Below are 23,048 nucleotides of genomic sequence, written 5' to 3' on the forward strand. Positions count from 1 at the left end.
ATGGAACTGAACGTCACCACCCTCGAAGGCAACGCCGCGGGCTCGGTCCAACTCTCGGACGGGATTTTCGGCCTGGAGCCGCGCAAGGATCTGATCCAGCGCTGCGTCAACTGGCAGCTCGCCAAGCGTCAGGCCGGCACCCACAAGACCAAGGGCCGCGCGGAAATCTGGCGCACCGGCAAGAAGATGTTCAAGCAGAAGGGCACCGGCAATGCCCGTCACGGCTCGGCCCGCGTGCCGCAGTTCCGTGGCGGTGGCCGCGCGTTCGGCCCGGTCGTTCGCAGCCATGCCCACGATCTGCCGAAGAAGGTGCGCGCGCTGGCGCTGCGCCACGCACTGTCGGCGAAGGCCAAGGACGGCGGTCTAATCGTCATCGACAGCGCTGAACTGAATGAGGCCAAGACCAAGGCCTTGGTGGGCCACTTTTCCGGCCTCGGCCTGACCAACGCGCTGATCGTGGACGGCGCCGCGGTCCATGCCGGGTTCGCGACCGCCGCGCGCAACATTCCGAACATCGACGTGCTGCCGATCCAGGGCATCAACGTTTACGACATCCTGCGCCGTCGGAAACTGGTGCTGACCAAGGCGGCGGTTGATGCGTTGGAGGCGCGCTTCAAATGACAATCGATGCGAAGCATTACGACGTGATCGTCGCTCCGGTCATTACCGAAAAGGCGACGATGGCCTCCGAATACAACAAGGTTGTGTTCAAGGTGACGCGCAAGGCGACCAAGCCGCAGATCAAGGAAGCGGTCGAGAAGCTGTTCGACGTCAAGGTCAAGAGTGTGAACACGCTGGTCCGCAAGGGCAAGGCGAAGGTGTTCCGCGGCAGCTTCGGGTCGCAATCGGACTCCAAGCGCGCGGTCGTGACCCTCGAAGAGGGCCACCGCATCGACGTCACCACCGGGCTCTGAGGCGGAAACGGCTTTAAGGCGATAGATTATGGCACTTAAGACATTCAATCCAACGACGCCGGGCCAGCGCCAGCTGGTGATGGTCGATCGCTCCGCCCTCTACAAGGGCAAGCCGGTCAAGGCGCTTACCGAGGGAAAGCGCGGCAAGGGCGGCCGCAACAACACCGGGCGCATCACCGTGCGGTTTCGCGGCGGCGGCCACAAGCAGGCCTACCGCAACGTCGATTTCAAGCGCGGCAAGGAGGATGTGCCGGCGATTGTCGAGCGGCTCGAATACGACCCGAACCGCACCGCGTTCATCGCGCTGATCAAGTATCAGGACGGCGAGCAGGCCTATATTCTCGCGCCGCAGCGTCTGGCCGTCGGCGACACCGTCGTTGCCGGCAACTATGTCGACGTCAAGCCGGGCAATGTCATGCCGCTCGGCAACATGCCCGTGGGTACCATCGTCCATAATGTCGAGATGAAGATCGGCAAGGGTGGTCAGCTCGCGCGGTCCGCCGGCACCTATGCCCAGATCGTCGGTCGCGACCACGACTACGTCATCCTGCGCCTGAATTCGGGCGAGCAGCGCCTGGTGCACGGCCGTTGCCGCGGCGCCATCGGCGCGGTGTCGAATCCGGATCACATGAATACCTCGATCGGCAAGGCGGGCCGCACCCGCTGGATGGGCCGCCGCCCGCACAACCGCGGCGTGGTCATGAACCCGATCGACCATCCGCATGGCGGTGGCGAAGGCCGCACCTCGGGCGGCCGTCATCCGGTGACGCCGTGGGGCAAGCCGACCAAGGGTAAGAAGACTCGTTCCAACAAGTCGACCAACAAGTTCATTCTCATCAGCCGCCACAAGCGGAAGAAGTAGTAAGGAAAGCCGGACATGGTTCGTTCAGTCTGGAAAGGCCCGTTCGTCGAAGGCTCGCTGCTCAAGAAGGCAGATGCCGCGCGGGCAAGCGGCCGTCATGACGTCATCAAGATCTGGAGCCGCCGCTCAACCATTCTGCCGCAGTTTGTCGGCTTGGTGTTCGGCGTCTACAACGGCCATAAGCACGTGCCGGTGTCTGTCAACGAGGAGATGGTTGGTCACAAGTTCGGTGAGTTTTCGCCGACCCGGACCTTCCATGGCCATTCGGGCGACAAGAAAGCCAAGAGGGCTTGAGGTTTAAGTCATGAGCAAACCAAAGCGCGAACGGAGCCTCCCGGAAAACGAGGCCAAGGCGATCGCCCGGATGCTTCGGGTGAGCCCGCAGAAGCTCAATCTGGTTGCGCAACTGATCCGCGGCCGCAAGGCATCGGCGGCGCTCGCCGACCTGCAGTTTTCGCGCAAGCGGATCGCGGGCGACGTGAAGAAGTGCCTGGAATCGGCGATCGCCAACGCCGAGAACAACCACGACCTCGACGTCGACGAGCTGGTTGTGGCGCAAGCGTTTGTCGGCAACGGCATGGTGATGAAGCGTTTCGCACCGCGCGGCCGTGGCCGCTCGGGCCGTATCTATAAACCGTTCTCGCAGCTGACGATCGTGGTGCGTCAGGTCGAGGCCGAGGCGAGCGCTTAAACAGGCGCAGGAGAAAACGATGGGTCAAAAGATCAATCCAATCGGGCTGCGTCTGGGCATTAACCGGACCTGGGACTCCCGTTGGTATGCCGGCAAGAACGAGTACGGCAGGCTGCTGCACGAGGACGTCAGGATCCGCGAGCTCCTGCACAAGGAGCTCAAGCAGGCGGCCGTCGCGCGCATCGTGATCGAGCGCCCGCATAAGAAGTGCCGCGTCACGATTCATTCGGCGCGTCCCGGCGTCGTCATCGGCAAGAAGGGCGCCGATATCGACAAGCTTCGCAAGAGGGTTGCCGACATCACTTCGTCCGACGTCGTCATCAACATCGTCGAGATTCGCAAGCCGGAGCTTGATGCCACGTTGGTCGCCGAATCGATCGCGCAGCAGCTTGAGCGCCGCGTCGCGTTCCGCCGCGCGATGAAACGCGCCGTACAGTCGGCGATGCGTCTCGGCGCCGAGGGCATTCGTATCAACTGCTCGGGCCGTCTCGGCGGTGCCGAAATCGCTCGCATGGAGTGGTATCGCGAAGGCCGCGTACCGCTGCACACGCTGCGCGCCGACGTTGATTACGGCGTCGCCACCGCGTTCACGACGTTCGGCACCTGCGGCGTCAAGGTCTGGATCTTCAAGGGCGAAATCCTCGAGCACGATCCGATGGCCCAGGACAAGCGCCTGGCTGGTGACGACAACCGTCCGCGCCGCGACGCGGCTTGAACGAGAGAAGGCTTGAGGGCGTAAGCCATGATGCAACCGAAGAAGACCAAGTTCCGGAAGGCGCACAAGGGCCGCATCCACGGCACCGCGTCGTCGGGCGCGACGCTGGCGTTCGGCCAGTTCGGCCTGAAGGCGATGGCGCCCGAGCGCATCTCGGCGCGCCAGATCGAAGCCGCGCGGCGCGCGCTGACGCGCCACATGAAGCGCGCCGGTCGCGTCTGGATCCGTGTGTTCCCGGATGTGCCTGTATCGAAGAAGCCGGCCGAGGTTCGCATGGGCTCGGGCAAGGGAGCGCCGGAATTGTGGGTGGTGCGGGTCAAGCCGGGTCGGGTGCTTTTCGAGATCGACGGCGTGGGCGCGCAGACCGCGAAGGAAGCGCTGACGCTCGCCGCCGCCAAGCTTCCGATCAAGACGCGCTTCGTCGCGCGCATCGCGGAGTAACCGACATGGCTGCAATGAAGACCTCCGACATTCGCGCGATGAGCCCCGACCAGATGGACGACGCCGTCGCCAATCTGAAGAAGGAGCGGTTCAATCTGCGCTTCCAGCGCGCCACCGGGCAGCTCGAGAACACCTCGCGGATGCGTGAAGCACGCCGCGATATCGCACGGATCAAGACCATCGCCGCGCAGAAGCGCGACGCGAAGAAGTAAGGGGCCCGAGATGCCGAAACGTACGCTTCAGGGCGTGGTCGTCAGCGACAAGCAAGCCAAGACGGTTGTAGTGCGGGTCGATCGCCGCTTTACCCATCCGCTATACAAGAAGACCATTCGCCGCTCGAAAAACTATCACGCGCACGACGAGAACAACGAGTTCAAGCCGGGCGACATGGTGTGGATCGAGGAAAGCAAGCCGATCTCGAAGTTGAAGCGCTGGACCGTGGTCCGGGGCGAACAGAAGAAAACCGCTTAAGCGCGATTTTGCGCATCAGAAAGAGGACAAGGTGCATCAATGATTCAGATGCAGACCAACCTCGACGTCGCCGATAATTCAGGCGCACGCCGTGTCATGTGCATCAAGGTGCTTGGAGGCTCCAAGCGCCGCTATGCAACGGTGGGCGACATCATCGTCGTGTCGATCAAGGAAGCTATCCCGCGCGGGAAGGTGAAGAAGGGCGACGTCATGAAGGCCGTCGTGGTGCGGGTGGCCAAGGATATCCGCCGCGCCGACGGCTCCGTCATCCGCTTCGACCGCAATGCGGCCGTGCTGATCAACAATCAGTCCGAGCCGGTCGGCACCCGTATTTTCGGACCGGTGCCGCGCGAGTTGCGCGCCAAGAACCACATGAAGATCATATCTCTGGCGCCGGAGGTGCTGTGATGGCTGCCAAGATCCGGAAGGGCGACAAGGTTATCGTTTTGTCGGGCCGCGACAAGGGTCGCACCGGCGAAGTGTTTGAGGTGCGTCCCGCGGAAAGCAGGGCGCTGGTGCGCGGCGTCAACATGGTGAAGCGCCACCAGAAGCAGAGCCAGAGCCAGGAGGGCGGCATTATCTCGAAGGAGTCGCCGGTGCACCTGTCCAAAATCGCGATCGTCGGCAAGGACGGCAAGCCGACCCGCGTCGGTTTCAAAATTCAGGCTGACGGCACCAAGGTGCGTGTCGCCAAGCGTTCGGGAGCGGAGATCGATGGCTGAGACTGCTTATGTGCCGCGCCTGCGCGTGGAGTACGACAAGAGCATTCGCACCAAGCTGACCGAGCAGTTCGGCTACGTCAATGTCATGGAGGTGCCGCGCCTCGACAAGGTGGTTCTCAACATGGGAATCGGCGAAGCCGTGAACGACCGCAAAAAGGCCGAGACGGCGGCTGGGGATCTGTCGCTGATTGCTGGCCAGAAGGCGCTCGTGACCTATTCGCGTGTTGCGATTTCGACCTTCAAGCTGCGCGAAAACCAGCCGATCGGCTGCAAGGTGACGCTGCGCAAGGCGAAAATGTACGAGTTTATAGATCGCCTGATAAACGTTGCGCTGCCGCGCGTGCGCGACTTCCGCGGTCTCAATCCGAAGAGCTTCGACGGTGGCGGCAATTACTCGCTCGGCATCAAGGAACACATCATTTTCCCCGAAATCGACTTCGACAAGGCCGGGGAGAGCTGGGGCATGGACGTCACGGTCTGCACGACCGCGCAGACCGACGACGAAGCCCGGGCGCTGCTGACTGCATTCAATTTTCCGTTCCGGCAGTGAGACGCTGAGAAGCGCTCAGACGCGGAAAGGCAAGGAGCCAAGCATGGCAAAGAAGAGTTCGATCGAGAAGAACAACCGGCGCAAGCGGATGACCGGCAACGCCGCTGCGAAGCGCGCGCGGCTGAAGACCATCATCGCCGACAAGACCAAGCCGATGGAGGAACGGTTCGCCGCCACCCTGAAGCTTGCCGAGATGCCGCGTAACTCGTCGGCGACGCGTATTCGCAACCGCTGCGAGCTGACCGGACGTCCGCGTTCGAATTACCGCAAGACCAAGCTGAGCCGCATCGCGCTGCGCGATCTCGGTTCCAGGGGCCTGGTTCCCGGCCTCGTGAAGTCGAGCTGGTAGGGAGGGTCGCCACATGTCCACGCACGATCCGATCAGCGACCTCATCACCCGCATCCGTAATGCGCAGATGCGCAACAAGTCCAAGGTTTCGACCCCAGGCTCGAGGATGCGCGCCAATGTGCTGGAAGTCCTCAAGAGCGAGGGCTATATCCGCGGCTACGCCAGCGTCGAGCATTCCTCGGGCCGCAGCGAGCTTGAAATCGAGCTGAAGTATTTCGATGGCGAGCCGGTGATTCGGGAGATCGAGCGCATCTCCAGGCCGGGGCGGCGCGTTTACGCCTCGGTTAAGAATCTGCCGCGCGTCAAGAACGGGCTAGGAATTTCGGTGCTGTCGACGCCGAAGGGGATCATGGCCGACCACGAGGCGCGCGACGCGAACGTGGGCGGCGAAGTTCTCTTCACGGTGTTCTAGTGTGCATTCCGCAAAAGTGGGAACCGGTTTTGCGACAAGACTGCGCACGGACCATTATTAAGGACGCGTTTTCTGCGGCGAACCGCTTTGCACTTCGCCGGAAAACGCTTTGGAAGGAATAAGCCATGTCACGCATTGGCAAGAGGCCAGTCACGGTGCCGTCCGGTGTGACCGCGACCGTCGAAGGGCAGACGGTCAGGATGAAGGGGCCGAAAGGCCAGCTTGAGTTCGTCGTCCATAACGATGTCGAGGTGAAGCTCGAGAACGGCGCGGTGAAGGTCGCGCCGCGATACGAGACCAACCGGGCGCAGGCGCTGTATGGCACCGCGCGGGCGCAGGTCGCAAACCTCGTCGCGGGCGTCACCAAGGGTTTCGAGAAGAAGCTTGAGATCGTCGGCGTCGGCTATCGCGCTGCGTTGCAGGGCAAGACCTTGCAGCTCGCGCTCGGCTACAGCCACGATGTCAGTTATGCGATCCCGGAGGGGATCACGATCGCCGTGCCGAAGCCGACCGAAATCACGATCGCGGGTAATGATGCGCAGCGCGTCGGTCAGGTCGCTGCCGAGATCCGCGGCTATCGTCCGCCGGAGCCCTACAAGGGCAAGGGCGTGAAGTACGCCGATGAATTCATCTTCCGCAAGGAAGGCAAGAAGAAGTAACGGAGCCGGTCATGTCGAAACTCAAGGTCACGAATGCCCGGCGCAAGCAACGCGTGAGGCTGTCGTTGCGCCGCACCGCCAACGGCCGCCCGCGTCTGTCGGTGTTCCGTTCGTCGAAGCACATCTATGCCCAGGTCATCGACGACCTGAAGGGCGAGACGCTGGCGTCGGCGTCGTCGCTCGAGAAAACGATGCGCGATGCAGGCAACACCGGCGCCAACATCGATGCGGCCAAGGCGGTCGGCAAGCTGCTGGCGGAGCGGGCGGTGAAGAACGGCGTCAAGGAAGTCGTCTTCGACCGCGGCAGCTATCTTTATCATGGCCGCGTCAAGGCGCTGGCCGATGCGGCCCGCGAAAGCGGCTTGAGCTTCTGAGAATTTGGAATTGAACAAGGACTGGGGCGAAAGCCTCTCAAGGCAAGTCTTTACAGGATCGGAAAAGCACCATGGCAGGTGAACGCGAACGCGGTGGCGGCCACAGGGGTGGTCGGGAAGAGCGCGATAGCGAATTCGTCGACAAGCTCGTCCACATCAATCGGGTGGCGAAGGTCGTCAAGGGCGGCAAGCGCTTCGGCTTTGCGGCGCTGGTCGTGATCGGCGATCAGAAGGGCCGGGTCGGGTTCGGTCACGGCAAGGCGCGCGAAGTTCCGGAAGCGATCCGCAAGGCGACGGAGTCGGCCAAGCGCAATCTGACGCGCGTGGCGCTGCGCGAGGGCCGGACGCTGCATCACGACATCGCGGGCCGTCACGGCGCCGGCCGGGTTTACCTGCGCGCCGCGCCGGCCGGCACCGGCATCATCGCCGGCGGCCCGATGCGCGCCGTGTTCGAGACGCTCGGCATCCAGGACGTGGTGGCGAAGTCGGTCGGCTCGTCCAATCCCTACAACATGATTCGCGCGACCTTCGACGCGCTGAAACATCAGGATTCACCGCGTTCGGTTTCCGCTCGCCGCAATATCAAGGTATCCACGCTGCAATCGCGCCGTGTCGGCGGCGACGCGGAAGCGGTTGCCGAATAAATTGGGCTGAGCCGGAGCGGCGGTTGCCGCCGGCCCTGTCGACCCGGTCGGACGAGACAGGACTTTTGGAGTGACGACGATGGCCAAGGCCGCAAAGACGATCAAGGTCGAGCAGACCCGCAGCGCAATCCGCCGCCAACACTCGCAGCGCTCGACGCTGGTCGGGCTCAAGCTCAACAAGATCGGTCGGGTCGCTGAGTTGCAGGATACGCCTGAAACTCGCGGCATGATCGCGAAGGTTCAACACCTCGTCCGGGTGATCGACGAGACGTAACGATTTGCCATCATGCCCGGCCAGGTGCCGGGGATCCACGCCTCCGCCGCCTTCGGCAAAAGACGTGGGTAGCCGGGACGATCCCGGTACGACGAACACGATGAGGACGCGACAATGAAACTCAGCGATATCGCCGACAACGCAGGCTCGCGCAAGAAGCGCATGCGGATCGGCCGGGGTATCGGCTCCGGCAAAGGCAAGACCGGCGGCCGTGGCGGCAAGGGCCAGACTGCACGCTCGGGCGTGCGCATCAAGGGCTTCGAGGGCGGCCAGATGCCGCTACACCGGCGTCTGCCGAAGCGCGGCTTTAACAACATCTTCCGGGTGGAGTTCGCCGAGATCAATCTCGACCGGCTCCAGGATGCGATCGACGCCGGGTCGATCGATGCCAAGAGCACGGTCAACGCCGAGTCGCTGGTGAAGTCCGGCGTGGTGCGGCGTGCCAAGGGCGGCGTTCGCTTGCTCGGGCGCGGCGAGATCAAGGCGAAGCTGACCATCGAGGTTCACGGTGCCTCGAAGTCCGCGATCGCGGCGGTCGAGAAGGCCGGCGGCACGGTGAAAATCCTTGCGCCGAAGAAGGACGAGGGTGAGGCAGCGTAACATCTGCGTCATCGCCCGCTTTGGCGCACGACAGTGGATTTGCGGATGGTAGATTTATCGAAAGCCGAGCTCCATAAGCGGTCCGGCGTCTGCCGAGTGCCCCGCGATGGCGGAGCATGACGGCAAGATTGGCGCGGGAGAAAGCTGAATATGGCCTCAGCAGCGGAACAATTGGCGGCGAACCTTAACTTCTCCGCGTTCGCGAAAGCCGACGAACTGAAGAAGCGCATCTGGTTCACGCTGGGCGCGTTGCTCGTCTATCGGCTCGGCACCTACATCCCGCTGCCGGGCATCGACCCCACGGTTTGGCAGAAGGTTTTCAACTCCCAGGCCGGCGGCATCCTCGGGATGTTCAACATGTTCTCCGGCGGTGGTATCGACCGCATGGCGATCTTCGCCTTGAACATCATGCCGTACATCTCGGCAGCGATCATCCTGCAACTGTTGACCTCCGTGTCGCCTAAGCTTGAGGCCCTCAAGAAGGAGGGTGAAGCCGGCCGCAAGGTGATCAATCAATACACGCGCTATCTCACCGTGGTGCTGGCGTTCTTCCAGTCCTACGGCATCGCCGTCGGCCTCCAGGGCGCCGGCAACGTCGTTACCAATCCCGGCATGTTCTTCCTGGTCTCGACCGCAATCACGCTGACCGGCGGCACCATGTTCCTGATGTGGCTTGGCGAGCAGATTACCTCGCGCGGCATCGGAAACGGCATTTCGCTCATCATCATGGCGGGCATCGTCGCCGAGTTGCCGTCGGCGCTCGCCAACATGCTGGAGCTCGGCCGTCAGGGTGCGCTGTCGACCGGGATCATCCTGATCGTTCTGATCATGGTCGTGGGCGTCATCGCCTTTATCGTGTTCATGGAGCGCGCCCAGCGCAGGTTGCTGATCCAGTATCCGAAGCGCCAGGTCGGCAACAAGATGTTCGAGGGGCAGTCCTCGCATCTGCCGCTGAAACTCAATACCTCGGGCGTGATTCCGCCGATCTTCGCGTCGTCGCTGCTGCTGCTGCCGACGACCGTCGCGAACTTCAACGCAGGCAAGGGACCGGAATGGTTCCAGTGGGTGAACACGCAACTCGGCCACGGCCGGCCGATGTTTCTGATCCTCTACATCGCGCTGATCGTGTTCTTCACCTTCTTCTACACCGCGATTGTTTTCAATCCGACCGAGACCGCCGACAATCTGAAAAAGCACGGCGGCTTCATTCCGGGCATCAGGCCGGGCGAGCGAACCGCCGAATATATCGACTACGTGCTCTCGCGTATCACCGTGCCGGGGGCGGCGTATCTCGCGGTTGTCTGCCTTATTCCTGAGATTCTGATTTCCTACGCGGCCGTGCCGTTCTATTTCGGCGGTACATCGCTGTTGATCGTCGTCAGCGTGACGATGGATACGGTGCAGCAGGTGCAGGGATATCTGCTGGCCCATCAGTATGAAGGACTGATCAAAAAGTCCAAGCTGAGGGGCCGCCGTCGATGACGCTATAGCATTTTCGAGCGAAGCATGTCCTCAGGCTCGACCGGGGATGGATACCGGTTCGCGTCAAGAAGACGCGTCAAAATAAAAAACTGGAGCCCGGCTTTGATTCCATCAAAGCCGGAATAGCTCTGGAGCGCCTACGGTTGTGATTGAATCGGAACGGGCGCTCCAGGTTGGTGAGTGATCGCATTTCCTGACGGTGAACCGGTTTCCACTTCACCGGGAAATGCTCGAGGGGTCGTACGACATTCGTCGGCGTGGCCTATCTGCCGCAGTGCTTCTTGTGTCCGAGGCATTGATTGCCTGCGCCAAGCTACCGTATTACTTGCCGGAGGCTCGGTGCTGGTTGTGGTTTGCGCCGTTCCCGATTTCGAAGCGCAGGTGCGCGGCCGCTCGCTCACCCGGCGATGGGGCAATTCTTCATGAGACTGATTCTTCTCGGGCCGCCGGGGGCGGGAAAAGGAACGCAGGCGCAACGTCTGGTCCATCACCATGGGATCGTCCAGCTCTCCACCGGCGAAATGCTGCGCGCGGCCGTCGCCGCGGGCACGCCGGTCGGTCTCAAGGCCAAGGACGTCATGGCGAGCGGGGGGCTGGTCCCCGACGACGTCGTGATCGGCATCATTTCCGACCGGCTGGACCAGTCGGACGCAAAGAACGGATTCATTCTCGACGGCTTTCCGCGCACCGTGCCGCAGGCCGAGGCGCTGGACCGCCTGCTCAAATCCAAGAACCTCAAGCTCGATGCCGTAGTCGAACTCTGTGTCAACGAGAGCGCGCTGCTACAGCGCGTGGAGAGCCGGGTCGCGGAAATGACGGCGCGCGGCGAGCAGGTGCGGGCCGACGATACGCCCGAGGTGCTCTCGAAGCGGTTGGCCAGCTATCGCGCGCTGACGGAGCCGCTTATTCACTACTATTCGGAGCGCGGCAAGCTGCTGACTGTCGACGGCATGATGCCCATCGAGCAGGTCACACGGGATATCTACCGCGTCCTGGAAGAGGCTATCGGTGCTTCCGATGTCCAAAGCCGTGGAAAAGGCGCCGGCTAGAAGAGCATCGGCGGGGAAGGCGGCCGGCGTGCGATCAAAAAGCCCGCCAGGGTCGAGCGTGCCCGGACGGGGGAACCGGCTAACGAAAGGGAACCGGAAAAGCCGCCAAAAAAGTCACGAAAAAGTGAGCTAAGGCCGCGAATCGGTTGACGAAACGACGTTGAATCCTTTAATAAGCGGGCATCCAGTCGGATGGTTTTCAGACGATGCCGGGCCCCAGATGACAGAGGGTCGGGCGTCGTGTTTGTGTTTGAGGATACCCGCCTGAAATATCGAAGGAATGGCCGGCCCGTCGAGGGCTGGCGGCAGGAGAAAAGTCTGTGGCCCGTATTGCCGGCGTGAATATCCCGACCAACAAGCGCGTCGTCATTGCGCTTCAGTACATCCATGGCATCGGTCAGAAGAATGCCGCGGAGATCATCGACAAGGTCAAGATTCCGGCGGATCGCCGGGTCTCGCAACTGTCCGATCAGGAAGTGCTTCAGATTCGCGAAGTCATTGATCGCGACTACCTCGTCGAAGGCGATCTTCGCCGCGAGGTCGGCATCAACATCAAGCGCCTGATGGATCTGGGCTGTTATCGCGGCCTGCGTCATCGCCGCGGATTGCCGGTACGCGGCCAGCGCACGCACACCAACGCGCGCACCCGCAAGGGGCCGGCCAAGTCGATCGCCGGCAAGAAAAAGTAAGAGAGCGAATACGGTATGGCGAATAGCGAATAGAACAACTCACTATTCGCCAGTTATCGCTCGCCATTCGCTCATCAGGTGGAGCCGCTGGCATTACGGCGGCGTTGAGATCACAGGAAAGGCTGACAATGGGTAAGGAAGCTGCGACACGCGTCCGACGTCGCGAACGCAAGAACATCGCGTCCGGCGTCGCGCATGTGAATTCGTCGTTCAACAACACCACCATCACCATCACCGACGCGCAGGGCAATACGATCGCCTGGTCGTCGGCCGGAACGATGGGCTTCAAGGGATCGCGCAAGTCGACGCCCTATGCGGCGCAGGTGGCGGCGGAAGACGTTTCCAAGAAGGCGCAGGAACACGGTATGCGCACCCTCGAGGTTGAGGTGGCGGGTCCGGGTTCGGGTCGCGAATCGGCGCTGCGCGCGTTGCAGGCCGCGGGCTTCACCGTCACCTCGATCCGCGACGTGACGGCGATACCGCATAACGGTTGCCGTCCGCGCAAGCGCCGGCGCGTTTGATATTTTGACCGCGGGCGGTTTGTTGTCCGCGCAGGTTCGAGACCTTTATCGCGCGGGTTGATCCGCGCACTCCAACGCCAGAGATATTGATGGCATGGGTGACACAGTGACGATCCAGAAAAATTGGCAAGAACTTATTCGGCCGAACAAGCTGCACGTCGTTCCCGGCAGTGATCCCTCGCGCTTCGCGACCCTGATCGCCGAGCCGCTCGAGCGCGGTTTCGGCCAGACGCTCGGTAATGCGCTGCGCCGCATCCTGCTGTCGTCGCTACAGGGTGCTGCGGTGCAGTCGGTGCACATCGACGGCGTGCTACACGAGTTCTCCTCGATCGCGGGCGTTCGCGAGGACGTCACCGACATCGTGCTGAACATCAAGGACATCTCGATCAAGATGCAGGGCGAAGGCCCGAAGCGCATGGTCGTGAAGAAGCAGGGCCCCGGCACCGTTACCGCAGGCGACATCCAGACGGTCGGCGATATCGTGGTGCTCAATCCCGACCTTCCGATCTGTACCCTCGACGACGGCGCCGAGATTCGCATGGAGTTCACCGTTGCCTCCGGCAAGGGCTACGTCGCCGCCGAGCGCAACCGGCCCGAGGACGCGCCGATCGGACTGATCCCTGTCGACAGCCTGTATTCGCCCGTGCGTAAGGTATCCTACAAGGTCGAGAACACCCGCGAGGGCCAGATTCTCGACTACGACAAGCTGACGATGATGATCGAGACCAACGGCGGCGTGACGCCGGAGGACGCCGTGGCCTTCGCCGCGCGCATCCTGCAGGATCAGCTCAACGTCTTCGTCAACTTCGAGGAGCCGCGCAAGGAAGTCGCCACCGAGATCATCCCGGATCTGGCGTTCAACCCGGGATTCCTCAAGAAAGTGGACGAACTGGAACTGTCGGTGCGCTCCGCAAACTGCCTGAAGAACGACAACATCGTCTACATCGGCGACCTGGTGCAGAAATCGGAAGCGGAGATGCTGCGCACGCCGAACTTCGGCCGCAAGTCGCTAAACGAAATCAAGGAAGTGCTGGCCCAGATGGGTCTGCATCTCGGCATGGAAGTGCCCGGCTGGCCGCCGGAGAATATCGACGAACTGGCCAAGCGCTTCGAGGATCATTACTGAGTTTCTGTCATTCCGGGGCGCGCCGACGGCTCGAACCCGGAAGCCAGAGGTTGAAATCGGGCCTTGTTGCTGGATTTCGGATCGCTGCTCTCGCAGCGTCCGGGATGACAGAAACCGGGTCCATCGGGGCGAACGCAGGCAGCCCACCTGAGCAGCGTGTCCGACAAGCGGTCGCGACCGAACAAGACAGGACTACACCATGCGTCACGGCAAGGTTCACCGGAAGCTCAACCGCACCGCGGAGCATCGCAAGGCGATGTTCGCCAACATGGCGGCGTCGCTCATCAAGCACGAGCAGATCGTCACCACGCTGCCGAAGGCGAAGGAACTGCGTCCGATCGTCGAAAAACTCGTGACGCTCGGCAAGAAGGGCGGTCTCGACAAGCGCCGTCAGGCGATCAGCGAGATGCGCGATATCGATCAGGTGAAGAAGCTGTTTGCCGTGCTGGCGCCCCGCTACAAGGACCGACAGGGCGGCTACACTCGCATCATCAAGGCCGGCTTCCGCTATGGCGACAACGCGCCGATGGCGGTGATCGAGTTCGTCGACCGCGACGTCGATGCCAAGGGCCAGGATTCCGGTCCGGTACAGGAGAAGGCCACCGAGGCCGCCTGAGACCTTGCGATATTCGGGACATTAGAAGCGGCGCTCTCCGAGTGCCGTTTTTTGTTGCACGTCTGTAGTGCGCTGCGGGCAATTGCGAAGCCGCCCGGTGGTGACGATATCTCCGTGATTGTAGCGTTTTCGAGCGAAGTGGGTACCGGTTCGCGTCAAGAAAACGCGTCAAAACAAAAAGCTAGGGCCCGGCTTTGATTCCGTCAGAACGGAAAGCGCTCTGGACAACGGAGACCATCATGAACATCGATCTTTCCGGCAAAACGGCACTCGTCACCGGGTCGACATCCGGTATTGGCCACGCCATCGCCAAGGGGTTTGCGGAGGCGGGGGCGGATGTTCTGGTCAACGGCCGAACCCAATCGAGGGTGGCGATGCCATCGCGAAACTGTCGTCAGCGGGCAAAGTGCGCGGTATTGCGGCGGACGTTTCGACGGTCGAGGGTTGCAAGGTGCTGCTGGCGGCGGTACCGGACGTCGACATTCTCGTCAACAACACCGGCATTTTCGAACCAAAGGATTTTTTTGATATTCCCGACGAGGATTGGACCCGGTTCTTCAACGTCAATGTCATGTCCGGAATCCGTCTGTCGCGCGGCTACATGCCCGGCATGCTCAAGCGTGACTGGGGCCGTATCGTCTTCATTGCCTCGGAATCGGCGTTGATGATTCCGAAGGAGATGATCCATTACGGCATGACCAAGACAGCGCAACTTGCGATCTCGCGAGGGCTCGCCGAATTGACGCGCGGGACCGCCGTTACGGTCAACGCCGTTATGCCGGGGCCGACCATGTCGGAGGGCGTCAAGACGTTTGTGCAGGACCTCGCCAAACAGAACGGCCAGTCGGTCGACACCGCCGCGGCGAATTTCATCAGGGAGCATCGGCCGACATCACTGATCCAGCGGTTCGCCAGCGTCGACGAGATCGCCAACATGGTCGTCTATGTCGCATCGAAGCAGGCGTCGGCAACGAACGGCGCCGCACTGCGCGCGGAGGGCGGTTTGGTTCCAACCATTGCGTAGCGCATTTCCGCCATTCTGCATGCTGCGTTGGAGTATCGTCTGCGGTTTTGCCGATCCGCGAGCTACCAGCCCTCCCATCTTGCCGCGCGATTTGTGGGATTCCATCAGCGCGTGCGCGCGTCGCCAAAGCACCGCAATCGGAGCAAACCACCTTCTATTGCGCCGCCGGACCGCTTATATTCCGCCAGTTTTCCGAGAGGCCTTGATGTCCCGAATCAGTGCTTTGCTTGCGGCGGCTCTGTGTGTCGTCGTCGTATCCGGCAGCGTCAACTCTGCAACGGCGCAGGATCGCCGGGTGCCGGCCTCCCAGGCCGAGCTTCGGTTGTCCTATGCGCCGATCGTGCAGCGGGTGGCGCCGGCCGTGGTCAACGTCTATGCCGCCAAGGTGATCCAGCACCGCAACCCGCTTCTCGACGACCCGATCTTTCGCCGCTTCTTCGGCGTTCCCGGCCAGCAGCCGGAACAGATGCAGCGTTCGCTCGGCTCGGGGGTGATGGTCGATCCGTCCGGGCTTGTCGTGACTAACAATCACGTGATCGAGGGCGCCGATCAGGTCAAGGTCGCCTTGTCGGACAAGCGCGAGTTCGAGGCCGAGATCGTGCTCAAGGACACGCGGACCGATCTCGCGGTCCTGCGGCTGAAGGGTGTGCATGAGAAGTTTCCGACGCTCGATTTTGCCAATTCGGATGAGTTGCAGGTCGGAGATGTCGTCATCGCGATCGGAAACCCGTTCGGCGTCGGGCAGACGGTGACGCACGGCATCATTTCGGCGCTGGCGCGCACACAGGTCGGTATCACCGACTATCAGTTCTTCATCCAGACCGATGCGGCGATCAATCCGGGCAACTCCGGCGGCGCGCTGGTCGATATGACGGGCCATCTTGCAGGCATCAACACGGCGATCTTCTCGCGCTCGGGAGGATCGCAGGGCATCGGCTTCGCGATTCCGGCCAACATGGTGCGGGTCGTCGTGGCGTCCGCCAAGAGCGGCGGCAAGGCCGTGAAGCGGCCCTGGCTCGGCGCGCGACTGCAGGCGGTGACGCCGGAAATTGCCGAAACCATCGGCCTCAAGGCGCCCGCCGGCGCGCTGGTCGCCAGCGTTGCGCCGGGAAGTCCGGCGGAGCGGGCCGGCCTCAAGCTCTCCGATTTGATCCTGTCGATCGACGGACAGCCTGTCGAGGACCCCAATGCGTTCGACTATCGCTTCGCGACGCGCCCGCTCGGTGGCACGTCGCAAGTGGAAGTTCAACGCAATGGCAGGCTGATGAAACTCGCTGTTCCGCTGGAGACGGCGCCGGATACAGGTCGAGACGAGATCGTGATTACCGCGCAATCGCCGTTCCAGGGCGCAAAGGTTGCGAACATTTCGCCGGCGCTTGCCGACGAGCTGCATCTCGATTCCAGCGCCGAAGGCGTCGTGGTGACTGCGCTGACCGATGATGGAATGGCCGCGAATGTCGGCTTCAGGAAAGGCGACATCATCCTGTCGGTCAACAACAAGAAGATCGTCAAGACGGCCGATCTCGAACGGGCCGTTAGCGAAGCCAGGCGGCTCTGGCGCATCACCCTGATGCGCGGCGGCCAGCAGATTCAAGTCATGCTCGGCGGATGAACCCGAAGCGCCGGCGTGAGTCCAAAAGTCTGTTTGCCGCGGCGGGTCTGGAGCGCGATGCGCCACATCCGCTGCCGGACAGGTTGCGGCCACGGGCGCTGTCCGACGTGGTCGGTCAGGATCACATTCTCGGACCGGACGGCGCGCTGACCCGGATGCTGGAAACCCGCACGTTCGGCTCGCTCGTCTTCTGGGGGCCGCCGGGGACCGGCAAGACCACTGTGGCGCGGTTGCTGGCGGATGCGACCGCGCTGCACTTCGAGCAACTGTCGGCGGTGTTCTCCGGCGTCGCCGACCTGAAGAAGGCGTTCGACGCCGCCCGCGCACGCCGCGAGTCGGGGACGGGAACGCTGCTGTTCGTCGACGAGGTGCATCGTTTCAACAAGGCGCAACAGGATTCGTTTCTGCCTGTCATGGAGGACGGCACCGTCGTTCTGGTCGGCGCGACCACCGAGAACCCGTCGTTCGAACTCAACGCGGCGCTGTTGTCGCGGGCGCGCGTGCTGGTGTTCCGTTCGCTCGACGCTGCGGCGATCGAAAAACTGTTCGTCCGCGCCGAACAGGTCGAGGGCAAGCCGCTGCCGCTCGATACCGAGGCGCGCTCTGTGCTGGTGCGGATGGCCGACGGCGACGGCCGCGCGGCGTTGACGCTGGTCGAGGAAGTCTGGCGGTCGGCGCGTGAGGGCGAGGTCTTCGACGCTGAACAGTTGCAGGGCGTGCTGCAGCGCCGCGCGCCGATCTACGACAAGTCCGCCGACGGCCACTACAACCTGATCTCCGCCTTGCACAAGTCGGTGCGCGGCTCCGATCCGGATGCGGCGCTGTATTATCTGGCGCGGATGTTCCAGGCCGGCGAGGACCCGCTGTTTCTGGCGCGCCGCGTGGTGCGGATGGCGGTGGAGGATATCGGGCTTGCCGATCCGCAGGCGCTGGCGATCTGCAACGCCGCCAAGGATGCCTACGATTTTCTCGGCTCGCCGGAGGGTGAATTGGCGATCGCGCAGGCGGTGATCTATCTCGCCACCGCGCCGAAATCCAACGCTGCTTACAAGGCCTTCGGTGCGGCGATGCGCACGGCGAAGGAGGCGGGGTCGCTCTTGCCGCCCAAACATATTCTCAACGCGCCGACCAAGCTGATGAAGTCGGAAGGCTACGGCGGAGGCTATCAGTACGATCACGATACGCCGGATGGCTTTTCCGGCCAGGACTACTTTCCGGAAGCGCTGGGACGGCGGACGTTCTATGATCCGCCGGATCGCGGCTTCGAGCGCGAGATCAGGAAGCGGCTGGACTACTGGGCCAAGCTGCGACGAGAGAAGGACGGCGGCAGGGAATGATCATGAAGTTCATCCGTATTTGGGTCATCGGCATCGTCGCTCTCGCGTGCGTGACGCCCTCGCATGCGGAGATGGTCGAGACCGCTCCCGGCGTCAAGGTGATGAAGAAGACATTCTCGGCACCGATTGACGAGCAGCCGTTCTTCGGATTTGCCGAGAAGACTCCCGAACAGCGCAAGGCCGATGCCGACTTTCTTGCGGCGGCGGATAAGCTTGGCTCGCGCGAGGCGGTTTTCGATGTAGCCATCGCGCGCGGTTGGACGCATATCGCTCGCGGCAACCTGTCGGAGGCGGCCAAGCGATTCAATCAGGCGTGGCTGCTCGCTCCGGAGCGCAGCGCGGTCTATCACAGTTTTGCGGTGATCGTCGCGGCGCGCTTCGGCGATCTCGAATACGCCGAAGAGCTGTTCAAGATTGCGCTTCGCCAGCCGAAGCCGCGGCAAACGCTGAAGGCTGATTATGGACGCCTGTTGCTGAAGACCAAGCGTCCGGCCGAGGCGAAAACCATGCTGGAGGCGGGCGTGCGTGATGCACCGGAATTCGCGGAAGGGTGGGCCAGTCTCGGGCTTGCGCGGTTGCAGACCGGCGACGCCGCAGGCGCATGTGCGGCCGCGAGCGAGGCCGACAAGCTCAAGCGCTCGCGCGATGTGATGATCGACCTCTTCATGCTAAAGAGGCAGGCGGCTTGCCAGTAGCGTTCGGGTGGCGGGCGAGCGACGTGATTTCACCGTGACGCTGCCCGGCTTCTGCGCTACCCACACGGTTTATTCGCGAGCTAGATGAGCATATGAGCCGCCGCGTCAAAAGACCTCTCGCGAAATCCCGCGGCCCGGGCAGCGCGCGCCCCAAGGGTGCGAGGGCCAAAGCTGCCCGGCCCAAAGGGACGCGGTCGGCTGGGCGTGGCGTGGCTGAGCGTTTTCAGGGCGAGCGGTGGCAGGGGGGGCGGCCTGACAAGCCGCCACGCGTAGCGGCGCCTCGCGATTCCGTGCCCGTCATCGAACCGCCGGCCAAACCCGAGCCGGCGCCGCTACCGACGAAAGTGCAGACCGTCGCCGTGACCGCCGACGAAGCCAACATGCGCGTCGATCGCTTTCTTGAAGCGCGCTTTCCCGGCCTGTCGTTTTCCCATATTCAGCGCGTCGTCCGCAAAGGCGAGTTGCGCGTGAACGGCAAGCGCGCCGACAGCAAGGATCGCCTGGGCGAAGGCGATAAGGTCCGCATCCCGCCGCTCAAGCTCGACACGCCGAAGGTCGCGGCGGGCCTGTCCGAGGCCGAGACAAAGATACGCGACGAACTGCAGAAGATGGTGCTGTTCGAGGATGCCGACGTCATGGTGCTGAACAAACCGGCCGGTCTTGCGGTGCAGGGCGGCTCCGGCCTGTCGCGGCACATAGACGGCATGCTTGAAGTGATGTGCGACGCGAAAGGTCAGCGCCCGCGCCTCGTGCATCGGCTGGATCGCGAGACGGCCGGCTGCCTGCTGGTGGCCAAGACGCGGTTTGCGGCGACCGCCCTGACAGGGTCGTTCCGCCATCGCTCGGCGCGCAAGATTTATTGGGCGCTGGTCGCGGGCGTGCCGAAGCCGAAGCAGGGTCGCATCTCGACCTATCTCGCCAAGGAAGAGAGCGAGGAGGATTCAATCATGCGGATCGCCGCGCATGGCGACGAAGGCGCGAGCCACGCGGTGACCTACTACGCGGTGGTGGAAACCTCGGCGCAGAAGCTCGCCTGGGTTTCGCTGAAGCCCGTCACGGGCCGGACCCATCAACTCCGCGCGCATATGGCGCATATCGATCACGCCATCGTCGGCGATCCAAAATACTTCAATAAGGAAAACTGGCAATTGCCGGGCGGTCTTCAGAAGCGGCTGCATCTCCTGGCGCGCCGCATCGTGATCCCGCATCCGCGCGGCGGCGTCATCGATGTCACCGCGCCGCTGCCGCCGCACATGCTGCAATCCTGGAATCTGCTCGGCCTCGAAGCGGACCGGTTTGACCCGATCGAGAACGCGCCGGAGGAGTAAGTCCACGCGGTTGTGCCGGGGCCGACGTCAGGCCCGATCGCTACCGGGCGAGATGAGAGTATGCCATGCGTGAACTGTTTGAGGATCCCGGCCCGTCGCCGCTGGATCCGGAAGAAGCGGTGCGAAGATCCGGGCGAACCGGGCAGCCGAAACGTTTCTATACCTCCGCGGGCGTGAGGGAGGTGCCTGAAGGGTTCGCCGTCCTGCTCGACGACAAGCCTGTGCGCACGCCGTCGCGCAACCTGTTGGCGGCGCCGGCCCGAGAGATCGCCGCAAGCATCGCCGCTGAATGGCAGGCGCAGCAGGACGTCATCAACCCCATGACTATGCCGATGACGCGGCTCGCCAACAGCGTCATCGATGGCGTGGCCGGTCGCGTCGATGCCGTGGTCGCGGATATTGTCAAATATTTTGGGTCGGACCTTTTATTTTACCGCGCCGGTCATCCTGATGCGCTGGTAACACGCGAAGCCGCGCATTGGGATCCCGTGCTGTTCTGGGCGGCCGAAACGCTGGGAGCGCATTTCATCCTGACTGAGGGCGTCGTCCATGTCCGCCAGCCGGATCAGGCGATCGCCGTCGCCCGCGCGGCGCTGCCGTCCGATCCCTGGGCGGTTGGAGCCCTGCATGTCGTCACGACATTGACCGGTTCGGCGTTGCTCGCGCTCGCCTTGATGCGCGAACGGCTGAATGCGGACGAGGTCTGGGCCGCCGCCCATGTCGATGAGGATTGGAACGGCGAGCAGTGGGGCGTCGATGAGGAAGTAACCGTCCGGCGGGCCGCCCGTCTGGCCGATTTCAGAGCGGCAGCGGCCGTCCTGGCAGCGCAGGCTCCTGCATTCGGTTAACGAGAGGTTTAGGACACGGGGTTAGCCTCGCCGGCCAAACGAGGCTTTCATGGCGATCTCGATCAACCCGATCTTTCCGGTCATCGCGGCGCAAGGCGCTGTGTCCGAAGCCGCGCTTCAGCCGGGCAGCGTGATCGACGCGCGGGTCCAGAAGATCCTTGCCAACGATCTCGTTCGCATCGCGATCGCCAACCTGACGATCGAGGTGCTGTCCGAAATTCCGCTTCAAGTCGGGCAGGTCTTGCAGCTTGTGGTGTCGCAGACCGCGCAAGGACTGAGGCTTGCGGTGGTTGGGCAGGGTGGGTCCCCCAATCTGGCGACCGCCGCCACGGCGGGTACCACGGAGTCGACAGATACCGTGGCGCTGACGGCGGGTGGCGCGGCCACCGTCGCTGCGGCCAAAGCCGATGCGCCGGCCTCGCCCTCAAAACCCGCGCTGACCGCGCTGGAAGCGCTATTCGTATCGGCCGCTGCGCAGTCCGCCGCGACGCGGCAAGGCAGCCTGTCGCCGCTTTATGCCAATCTGCTGGTGGCTGCCGGATCGGGCAAGTTGCCGCCGCAGGCGCAACAGATCGTGGATCGGTTGCTGGCTTTGCGTCCCGATCTCGGTCCGAACCTGGCCGGGGGCGACATCAAGATCGCGTTCCGGAATTCCGGGCTTTTTCTCGAGGCATCGTTGGCGGCCGGCTTAAAGGTTGCGCCACCGGCGTCCGCACAACTTCCCGATCTCAAGGCTGCGCTGCTTGTGCTTCGTGAGGCGCTTTCGATCACTGCCGGCGCGCCGGTAACGCAGAGCGCGTCGGGCGCACAGCCAGCGCCGCAGCAGGCGGCCGGGCCAGCGCCATCGATGACAGGAGCGCCGCCGTTGTCACCGGAGTTCGAGCCGCAGGAAGTCTATCTGCCGCAGGCGCGGCTGTCCGTCTCCGACGATCCCGACAATCCAGCGGCTATGAACCAGACATTGTTTTCCCGCGTTTCCGATGCAGGGGTTCGCGCCGCCGCCACCGGTGCTGCCTTGAATCGTTTGCAGGAGGTGCTTCAGAACGGAGGGAGCAGAACCGGCCTTGGTGTTGAACTCGGACTCGACGGCGAGGCCGCAACCGGCCCGTCGCCGCTCAGGGCCGCGCCGGCGAATGGATCCACTGAGAACAACGTCTTCATCGTGCGCACCAGCACGCCGTCGCCGCCCTTTCGCGACGCGCTGCCGAGCGCGCAACCCGTCGCGTTGCCGTTGCTATCGTCGGGCGCACCGGCGAGCGAGATCGCGCGGCATCTTCTTGACGATACTGATGCGGCGATCGCGCGCCAGACGTTGTTGCAGGTTGCCTCGCTGCCGGATCGTGTCGATAGCGCAGGCTTGAGGCCCGATCAGCTTGCGCCGCGCTGGAATTTCGAGATTCCGTTCGCGACGCCGATGGGGACCGCCGTCGCGCAGTTCGAGATTTCGCGCGATGCCGCCGGTCACGATGTCGAGACGGCGAAGCGGGTCTGGCGCGCGCGCTTTACGCTCGACGTCGAACCCACCGGGCCGGTTCACGCGCTGGTGTCGCTGACCGGCGACAGCACGTCGGTGCGGCTCTGGGCCGAGCGTCCTGCAACAGTGAGCCGGTTACGCGCCGGCGCCTCGCAGTTGAGTCAGGCATTGAGCCGCGCCGAATTGCAGCCCGGCGATATCGTCATCAGCGAGGGCGTGCCGCCGCAGCCGAAGCTTCCGCCAGCGGGCCATTTTCTGGATCGCGCGTTATGAGCCTGGAGACCAAGGATCAAGTCGCGGTCGCCCTTCACTATGACAAGGGCAGCGGCGCGCCGCGCGTGGTCGCCAAGGGCAGGGGATCGCTCGGCGCGAAGATCATCGAGGTGGCGAGAGAGCACGACATTCCGATCGAGGAAAACGAGGTGCTGGCCGGCGCGCTGTCGCATGTCGAGCTCGGTGACGAGATTCCGTCTGAGCTGTACAAAGCCGTCGCCGAGGTGCTGGTGTTCGTGCTGCGGCTGTCGGGGCGGGCGCCCTGAGAGCCGCACCGCCGGTTGATGACAGCTTCA

33 protein-coding genes are annotated in these 23,048 nt (G+C 63.1%); all 33 read left to right on the forward strand.

All coding sequences use genetic code 11. The features are described from left to right. On the forward strand, positions 1 to 621 hold the full coding sequence (gene rplD / locus NHAM_RS07915; RefSeq protein WP_011510055.1) for a 50S ribosomal protein L4: 621 nt from the start codon (positions 1 to 3) through the stop codon (positions 619 to 621). Beyond that, entirely contained in the window at positions 618 to 914 is a 297-nt protein-coding gene (locus tag NHAM_RS07920; protein WP_011510056.1) for a 50S ribosomal protein L23, read from the forward strand. Before rplD ends, NHAM_RS07920 begins: the two co-directional genes overlap by 4 nt. A gap of 28 nt (positions 915 to 942) precedes the next feature. After that, entirely contained in the window at positions 943 to 1,776 is an 834-nt protein-coding gene (rplB, locus tag NHAM_RS07925) for a 50S ribosomal protein L2 (protein WP_011510057.1), read from the forward strand. A gap of 15 nt (positions 1,777 to 1,791) precedes the next feature. Then, positions 1,792 to 2,070 carry a 30S ribosomal protein S19 gene (gene rpsS / locus NHAM_RS07930; protein ID WP_011510058.1) on the forward strand — a complete coding sequence of 93 codons (279 nt, stop codon included), beginning with the start codon at positions 1,792 to 1,794 and terminating at the stop codon, positions 2,068 to 2,070. A gap of 10 nt (positions 2,071 to 2,080) precedes the next feature. Continuing rightward, entirely contained in the window at positions 2,081 to 2,467 is a 387-nt protein-coding gene (gene rplV, locus NHAM_RS07935) for a 50S ribosomal protein L22 (protein WP_011510059.1), read from the forward strand. 19 nt (positions 2,468 to 2,486) lie between these two features. Continuing rightward, positions 2,487 to 3,182, forward strand: coding sequence for a 30S ribosomal protein S3 (rpsC, locus tag NHAM_RS07940; RefSeq protein WP_011510060.1), 696 nt, complete (start codon positions 2,487 to 2,489; stop codon positions 3,180 to 3,182). A 27-nt stretch (positions 3,183 to 3,209) separates the two neighbouring features. Next, a complete protein-coding gene (gene rplP, locus NHAM_RS07945; protein WP_011510061.1) occupies positions 3,210 to 3,623 on the forward strand; it encodes a 50S ribosomal protein L16 in 414 nt (137 codons plus the stop codon). A gap of 5 nt (positions 3,624 to 3,628) precedes the next feature. Then, positions 3,629 to 3,835, forward strand: a complete 207-nt coding sequence (gene rpmC / locus NHAM_RS07950) for a 50S ribosomal protein L29 (RefSeq protein ID WP_011510062.1) — start codon at positions 3,629 to 3,631, stop codon at positions 3,833 to 3,835. Between the two features lie 10 nt (positions 3,836 to 3,845). Beyond that, positions 3,846 to 4,094: a 30S ribosomal protein S17 gene (gene rpsQ, locus NHAM_RS07955; protein ID WP_011510063.1), complete on the forward strand. Its 249-nt coding sequence runs from the start codon at positions 3,846 to 3,848 to the stop codon at positions 4,092 to 4,094. A gap of 39 nt (positions 4,095 to 4,133) precedes the next feature. Beyond that, complete coding sequence (gene rplN, locus NHAM_RS07960; RefSeq protein ID WP_002712291.1) at positions 4,134 to 4,502, forward strand: 50S ribosomal protein L14; 369 nt, start codon at positions 4,134 to 4,136, stop codon at positions 4,500 to 4,502. Next, positions 4,502 to 4,816 carry a 50S ribosomal protein L24 gene (gene rplX / locus NHAM_RS07965; protein ID WP_011510064.1) on the forward strand — a complete coding sequence of 105 codons (315 nt, stop codon included), beginning with the start codon at positions 4,502 to 4,504 and terminating at the stop codon, positions 4,814 to 4,816. The genes rplN and rplX overlap by 1 nt, the downstream gene beginning before the upstream one ends. Beyond that, positions 4,809 to 5,366 carry a 50S ribosomal protein L5 gene (gene rplE / locus NHAM_RS07970; RefSeq protein WP_011510065.1) on the forward strand — a complete coding sequence of 186 codons (558 nt, stop codon included), beginning with the start codon at positions 4,809 to 4,811 and terminating at the stop codon, positions 5,364 to 5,366. The genes rplX and rplE overlap by 8 nt, the downstream gene beginning before the upstream one ends. Positions 5,367 to 5,409: 43 nt before the next feature. After that, on the forward strand, positions 5,410 to 5,715 hold the full coding sequence (gene rpsN, locus NHAM_RS07975; RefSeq protein ID WP_011510066.1) for a 30S ribosomal protein S14: 306 nt from the start codon (positions 5,410 to 5,412) through the stop codon (positions 5,713 to 5,715). A 13-nt stretch (positions 5,716 to 5,728) separates the two neighbouring features. Continuing rightward, entirely contained in the window at positions 5,729 to 6,127 is a 399-nt protein-coding gene (gene rpsH / locus NHAM_RS07980; protein ID WP_011510067.1) for a 30S ribosomal protein S8, read from the forward strand. Between the two features lie 125 nt (positions 6,128 to 6,252). After that, positions 6,253 to 6,786, forward strand: a complete 534-nt coding sequence (rplF, locus tag NHAM_RS07985; protein WP_011510068.1) for a 50S ribosomal protein L6 — start codon at positions 6,253 to 6,255, stop codon at positions 6,784 to 6,786. Positions 6,787 to 6,797: 11 nt separating this feature from the next. After that, on the forward strand, positions 6,798 to 7,160 hold the full coding sequence (gene rplR, locus NHAM_RS07990) for a 50S ribosomal protein L18 (RefSeq protein ID WP_011510069.1): 363 nt from the start codon (positions 6,798 to 6,800) through the stop codon (positions 7,158 to 7,160). A 71-nt stretch (positions 7,161 to 7,231) separates the two neighbouring features. Continuing rightward, positions 7,232 to 7,804, forward strand: a complete 573-nt coding sequence (rpsE, locus tag NHAM_RS07995; protein WP_011510070.1) for a 30S ribosomal protein S5 — start codon at positions 7,232 to 7,234, stop codon at positions 7,802 to 7,804. A 79-nt stretch (positions 7,805 to 7,883) separates the two neighbouring features. Further along, positions 7,884 to 8,078 (forward strand): 50S ribosomal protein L30, encoded by a 195-nt coding sequence (rpmD, locus tag NHAM_RS08000; RefSeq protein ID WP_011510071.1) that lies wholly within the window; start codon positions 7,884 to 7,886, stop codon positions 8,076 to 8,078. A 114-nt stretch (positions 8,079 to 8,192) separates the two neighbouring features. After that, positions 8,193 to 8,678: a 50S ribosomal protein L15 gene (rplO, locus tag NHAM_RS08005; protein WP_011510072.1), complete on the forward strand. Its 486-nt coding sequence runs from the start codon at positions 8,193 to 8,195 to the stop codon at positions 8,676 to 8,678. Positions 8,679 to 8,828: 150 nt separating this feature from the next. Continuing rightward, entirely contained in the window at positions 8,829 to 10,160 is a 1,332-nt protein-coding gene (gene secY, locus NHAM_RS08010; RefSeq protein WP_011510073.1) for a preprotein translocase subunit SecY, read from the forward strand. Positions 10,161 to 10,582: 422 nt separating this feature from the next. Next, positions 10,583 to 11,209, forward strand: a complete 627-nt coding sequence (locus NHAM_RS08015) for an adenylate kinase (RefSeq protein ID WP_011510074.1) — start codon at positions 10,583 to 10,585, stop codon at positions 11,207 to 11,209. Positions 11,210 to 11,529: 320 nt separating this feature from the next. Beyond that, positions 11,530 to 11,898: a 30S ribosomal protein S13 gene (gene rpsM, locus NHAM_RS08020; protein WP_011510075.1), complete on the forward strand. Its 369-nt coding sequence runs from the start codon at positions 11,530 to 11,532 to the stop codon at positions 11,896 to 11,898. Between the two features lie 128 nt (positions 11,899 to 12,026). Further along, positions 12,027 to 12,419: a 30S ribosomal protein S11 gene (rpsK, locus tag NHAM_RS08025; RefSeq protein ID WP_011510076.1), complete on the forward strand. Its 393-nt coding sequence runs from the start codon at positions 12,027 to 12,029 to the stop codon at positions 12,417 to 12,419. A gap of 94 nt (positions 12,420 to 12,513) precedes the next feature. Beyond that, a complete protein-coding gene (locus NHAM_RS08030) occupies positions 12,514 to 13,545 on the forward strand; it encodes a DNA-directed RNA polymerase subunit alpha (RefSeq protein WP_041357842.1) in 1,032 nt (343 codons plus the stop codon). A 199-nt stretch (positions 13,546 to 13,744) separates the two neighbouring features. Beyond that, on the forward strand, positions 13,745 to 14,161 hold the full coding sequence (rplQ, locus tag NHAM_RS08035; protein WP_011510078.1) for a 50S ribosomal protein L17: 417 nt from the start codon (positions 13,745 to 13,747) through the stop codon (positions 14,159 to 14,161). A gap of 220 nt (positions 14,162 to 14,381) precedes the next feature. Next, entirely contained in the window at positions 14,382 to 15,185 is an 804-nt protein-coding gene (locus NHAM_RS08040; RefSeq protein ID WP_430707704.1) for an SDR family NAD(P)-dependent oxidoreductase, read from the forward strand. 205 nt (positions 15,186 to 15,390) lie between these two features. Continuing rightward, positions 15,391 to 16,797 (forward strand): DegQ family serine endoprotease, encoded by a 1,407-nt coding sequence (locus NHAM_RS08045; protein WP_011510079.1) that lies wholly within the window; start codon positions 15,391 to 15,393, stop codon positions 16,795 to 16,797. Next, positions 16,794 to 18,134 carry a replication-associated recombination protein A gene (locus tag NHAM_RS08050; protein WP_011510080.1) on the forward strand — a complete coding sequence of 447 codons (1,341 nt, stop codon included), beginning with the start codon at positions 16,794 to 16,796 and terminating at the stop codon, positions 18,132 to 18,134. Before NHAM_RS08045 ends, NHAM_RS08050 begins: the two co-directional genes overlap by 4 nt. Before the next feature lie 2 nt (positions 18,135 to 18,136). Next, the gene (locus NHAM_RS08055) at positions 18,137 to 18,829 is read left to right on the forward strand and encodes a tetratricopeptide repeat protein (protein ID WP_011510081.1); all 693 of its coding nucleotides are present in this window, start codon (positions 18,137 to 18,139) and stop codon (positions 18,827 to 18,829) included. Positions 18,830 to 18,921: 92 nt separating this feature from the next. Further along, positions 18,922 to 20,157 (forward strand): RluA family pseudouridine synthase, encoded by a 1,236-nt coding sequence (locus NHAM_RS08060; RefSeq protein ID WP_011510082.1) that lies wholly within the window; start codon positions 18,922 to 18,924, stop codon positions 20,155 to 20,157. Between the two features lie 65 nt (positions 20,158 to 20,222). Further along, positions 20,223 to 21,005, forward strand: coding sequence for an ATP12 family chaperone protein (locus NHAM_RS08065; protein WP_011510083.1), 783 nt, complete (start codon positions 20,223 to 20,225; stop codon positions 21,003 to 21,005). Between the two features lie 49 nt (positions 21,006 to 21,054). Next, entirely contained in the window at positions 21,055 to 22,752 is a 1,698-nt protein-coding gene (locus NHAM_RS08070; protein WP_011510084.1) for a flagellar hook-length control protein FliK, read from the forward strand. Then, positions 22,749 to 23,018: an EscU/YscU/HrcU family type III secretion system export apparatus switch protein gene (locus tag NHAM_RS08075; protein ID WP_011510085.1), complete on the forward strand. Its 270-nt coding sequence runs from the start codon at positions 22,749 to 22,751 to the stop codon at positions 23,016 to 23,018. Before NHAM_RS08070 ends, NHAM_RS08075 begins: the two co-directional genes overlap by 4 nt. Positions 23,019 to 23,048 lie beyond the last annotated feature (30 nt).

The organism is Nitrobacter hamburgensis X14 (genome assembly GCF_000013885.1).
In the GTDB taxonomy this organism is placed as follows: Bacteria; Pseudomonadota; Alphaproteobacteria; order Rhizobiales; family Xanthobacteraceae; genus Nitrobacter; species Nitrobacter hamburgensis.